This is a genomic window from Thomasclavelia sp., assembly GCF_017889095.1.
GTDB lineage: Bacteria > Bacillota_I > Bacilli_A > Erysipelotrichales > Coprobacillaceae > Thomasclavelia.
The window spans coordinates 1-4,074 of sequence record NZ_JAGHEW010000050.1 but is presented as its reverse complement, the minus strand read 5'-3'; the positions used below and the strand labels follow the sequence as shown (position 1 = coordinate 4,074).

Genomic DNA, 4,074 nt, shown 5'->3' with positions numbered 1-4,074 from the left:
TCGCTAATAGTAAAGCTACCACCTGCTTTTTTAGCTTCTTCTTTACAATAAGCTACTACTTCAGGATCCATTTCTAATTCTTTAGGCCCTAAAGCAACAAAATGCATTCCCATTTTAGCTGCTCCATACATTAACCCATAACAAACATTATTACGGATATCACCAGTAAAAACAAATTTAACTTCATTTAGTGGCTTATCTAAATGTTCTTCGATTGTTAAAAAATCAGCTAATGTCTGAGTTGGATGATCAACATCCGTTAAACCATTCCATACTGGTACTCCAGAATGAGTTGCCAAGGCTTCAACCGTACTTTGTTCAAAACCTCTAAATTCAATTCCATCATACATTCTTCCCAGTACTTTAGCCGTATCTTCAATTGATTCTTTGCTCCCCATTTGTGAATTGCTTAAATAAGTAACATGAGCCCCTTCATCATATCCCGCTACTTCAAAAGCGCATCTTGTTCTTGTTGATGTTTTTTCAAATAATAAAACAATATTTTTTCCTTGCAGACGATTTCCTAAACGCCCTTCTTTTTTCTCTTTTTTTAGCTGATGAGCTAAGTCTAATAAGTATCTAATTTCTTCTTGTGTATAATCTTTTAAGGTTAAAAAACTCCGTCCATGTAAATTCACTTTAAAACCTCCCTTTGCATTAATAATATTTTTAATTCTAACAAAAAAAGAAGCAATAATCAACTAATTGATTATTGCCGGTTTATCATCTTCTTTAGCAAACATCTCTTGGATGTTATCTTTTGATTTAATTACTAATTCACGAATCTGTCGTAAGGTTTCATCTGTCACCAAAATATCAAACGCTTCTTGAGGAGATGAAGCCTCAACGGCAATTGACAAATCTAAACGAAATAATTTTTTATCATCCATCAGTAAAACCCCCTTAACTATTTAATAGATACTGTCGATATTGACTTACCAAACTTGGATGACCAGATATTTTCAAGTAAATCCCAGTTTCTAAATACTTTGATTCTAACACTAAACAATGATGATGTAAATACTTAAATACTTCACCATCTTGATAAGGAATAATTAATTGATAGATTGCATAGTCTTTAAAGAGGATAGCGCCGATACTTTTTTCCAACTGATCTAATCCAATATGCTCCTTAGCTGAAATAAATACGTATGGCTCCTTAGGAATAATAAAACCGTATTTATTTAAATCAATTTTATTATAAGCGTAGATCATCGGCGTATCCTTAACACCTAGTTCCTTTAATACCTGATTAGTTGTTTCGATACATTGATCATAATTTTCATTAGCTGAATCAACTACATGGATCAGTAGATCAGCTTCAACTACTTCTTCTAAAGTAGAGCGAAAAGCATCAACTAACTGATGTGGCAAGCGATTAATAAAACCAACCGTATCACTCATTAAACAAGGACATTTATTAATTTCAATATGACGAGTAGCTGTTTCTAATGTGGCAAATAACATATCTTTTTTAAACACCTGTTTATCAGGACTAAAAGCATTTAATAAAGAACTTTTACCACTATTAGTATAACCAACTAATGCGATAACGGGAATTTCTCGATTTTTTCTTTTCCGTCTTTGATTTTGTCGCTGTTTGACAACTTTAGCGAGCTGATTTTTAGCTTGGATGATCTTTCTAGCGATCTGGCGACGGTCGAGTTCAATCTGTTTTTCACCACTGCCGCGAAAACCAGAACCACCCTGCTGGCTATATAAATGCTCTTTCATTCCCGCTAATCGTGGTAATAAATACTGGTTTTTAGCGATTTCAACTTGAAGTTTAGCTTCGATTGTTTTCGAGCGCATTTCAAAAATTCGTAAAATTAAATCAGTTCGATCAGTTACTTCGATTTCTAAAAGATCTCTAAGATTTTTAACTTGCAATGGGGTTAGTTCTTCATCAAAGATAACCATATCAATTCCTTGTAACATTTCTTTGATTTCTAGAACTTTACCAGAACCAATATATAATGATGGATTGATTTTATCTAAAGTTTGTTTACAGGTCTTAACTACCTGAATATTACAAGCTTTACATAACTCCACTAGTTCTAAAAGTGAATTATCTAAATTATAATTCATGTTATGATATTTTACGCCAACGATTAATGCTTTCATATTTTCACCCTTTTATATTTTACCTTAACTATATCAAGAAGGAAAGTTTATGAAAAAAATAAATTATTATTTTACTTTGATCTTAGTAACCTTTATTACTTTATTTTCTTTTTTTAATATGTTTAAGATTGTTTCTTTATCAAATAACGTAATTAAAATTGTCATTGATAACCTTTTACCATCATTATTACCATTTATGATCTTAATATCCTTATGTTTATCTTTAGGCTTATTAAACTTATTTAGCTATTTAATTCAATTTATCTTTAAACCATTATTTAAATTATCACCCATCATGTCTTCAATATACTTTATTTCTTTTTTTTGCGGGTATCCTACTAATGTCAAAATGATCAAAGAAGCCTATGAATTAAATTATATCAATTTAGATGAATTACAACATCTATTATCAATTGCTTCATTTGCTTCAATTTCTTTTATATTTGTATCCCTACAATTAAAGATACCATTAGTAATTTATCTTTGCCATATTTTACCAAGTATTTTTAAAGCCTTATTATATAAACAGCATTATTCATTTCAAAGTCTTAGTGAATCAATCAACAAACTAAAACAGCCCCATGTTAGTTTTGTCACGGCTCTAAAACAAAGTATCTTTTCTTCTTGTTATGCATTTATTTTTATTTTAGGATATATGTTAGTATTTCAATTTATTGGTTATAGTCTTAGCTATTTTATCAAGGATTCCTTTATTATTGCCATTATTCAAGGGGTTTTAGAATTTAGTTCCGGTTCTTTACAGTTATTACAATTTGAAGCCTCACCACTTGTATATAGTTTAATTTGTTTTAATTTATCTTTTAGTGGTTTTAGTGTCATGATGCAAACTGATAATTTATTAGATGGTATTGATTATAGTTTTAAAAAATATTTTTTTAGTCGTTTATATCATGGAATTGTTTCTTTTATTCTTTGTTACAGTTATTTAATGATATAATTTTATCAAAAAGAGTCCAATAATTGATAAAAAAATTATAATTTTTTTTCTAAATATTAAAAAACAAACTCATTAAAAATAAGATTAAGTATAATAAATGCAGCGAGGTGGAAAACAATGGAAAACAATTATAAAGTAATTATTATGGATGTTGATGGAACATTAACTAACAGTGAAAAAAAGATTTCTCCAGAAACTAAAGAAGCTTTGATCAAAGCCGAAAAAATGGGTATTAAATTAATCTTGGCATCAGGGCGACCAACTACTGGATTAGTTGATTTTGGAAAAGAGTTACAAATGGATCGTTACCATGGTTTATTTGTATGTTATAACGGTAGTAAAGTGGTTGACTGTCAAACAATGGAAACATTATTCAATCAGCCTTTAACAGTTGAAGAAGGTAAAGCAGTATTAGAACATATGAAAAAATTTGATCGCGTTCGCCCAATGATCGATAAAGGTGAATATATGTATGTTACTAATGTTTATGATAACTACATTAATTTTAATGGTAAACCATTTAATGTTTTTGAATATGAATCACGTGGTGGTAAATATAAATTATGTGAAGTAGATGATCTAGCTGCTTTTGCTGACTATGAAATCAATAAGATCTTAACAACTAGTGATCCTGAATATCTTGAAGCAAATTATAAAGAAATGATGGAACCATTTAAAGATACTTTAAGCTGTATGTTTACTGGTCCTTTCTATTTTGAATTTACTGCTAAAGGTATTGATAAAGCCAAAGCTTTAGATACGGTTTTAAAACCAATGGGTTATCATGAAAGTGAAATGATTGCTTTTGGTGATGGTCATAACGATGCTTCGATGGTAAAATATGCTGGTTTAGGTGTTGCTATGGCTAATGCTGTTGATGATTTAAAAGCAATTAGTCAATATGTAACTGATTCTAATGATGAAGACGGTATTGCAAAAGCGTTATATAAATTTATTCCTGAATTAAAGAACTAGCATTTTGCTAGTTTTTT

General features: G+C 29.7%; 4 protein-coding genes and 1 pseudogene. 2 read left to right on the top strand and 3 right to left on the bottom strand.

Annotated elements, in window-relative coordinates:
• The 3 genes and pseudogenes from J7M77_RS02275 to hflX all read right to left on the bottom strand — a co-directional run.
• Positions 1 to 638: pseudogene (locus J7M77_RS02275) on the bottom strand (ornithine carbamoyltransferase); the annotation flags it as partial.
• 63 nt (positions 639 to 701) lie between these two features.
• On the bottom strand, positions 702 to 890 hold the full coding sequence (locus J7M77_RS02270; RefSeq protein ID WP_296875552.1) for a hypothetical protein: 189 nt from the start codon (positions 888 to 890) through the stop codon (positions 702 to 704).
• 13 nt (positions 891 to 903) lie between these two features.
• Positions 904 to 2,124, bottom strand: coding sequence for a GTPase HflX (gene hflX, locus J7M77_RS02265; RefSeq protein WP_296875551.1), 1,221 nt, complete (start codon positions 2,122 to 2,124; stop codon positions 904 to 906).
• 49 nt (positions 2,125 to 2,173) lie between these two features.
• On the opposite strand from hflX, the gene J7M77_RS02260 reads away from it, so the two are divergent.
• The gene (locus J7M77_RS02260) at positions 2,174 to 3,082 is read left to right on the top strand and encodes a nucleoside recognition domain-containing protein (RefSeq protein WP_296875550.1); all 909 of its coding nucleotides are present in this window, start codon (positions 2,174 to 2,176) and stop codon (positions 3,080 to 3,082) included.
• Positions 3,083 to 3,199: 117 nt separating this feature from the next.
• A complete protein-coding gene (locus tag J7M77_RS02255) occupies positions 3,200 to 4,057 on the top strand; it encodes a Cof-type HAD-IIB family hydrolase (RefSeq protein WP_296875549.1) in 858 nt (285 codons plus the stop codon).
• Positions 4,058 to 4,074 lie beyond the last annotated feature (17 nt).

Coding starts and splice junctions, on each gene's coding strand:
- J7M77_RS02255 (WP_296875549.1), top strand. CDS start 3,200: ATGGAAAACAATTATAAAGTAATTATTATGGATGTTGATGGAACATTA.
- J7M77_RS02270 (WP_296875552.1), bottom strand. CDS start 890: ATGGATGATAAAAAATTATTTCGTTTAGATTTGTCAATTGCCGTTGAG.
- hflX (WP_296875551.1), bottom strand. CDS start 2,124: ATGAAAGCATTAATCGTTGGCGTAAAATATCATAACATGAATTATAAT.
- J7M77_RS02260 (WP_296875550.1), top strand. CDS start 2,174: ATGAAAAAAATAAATTATTATTTTACTTTGATCTTAGTAACCTTTATT.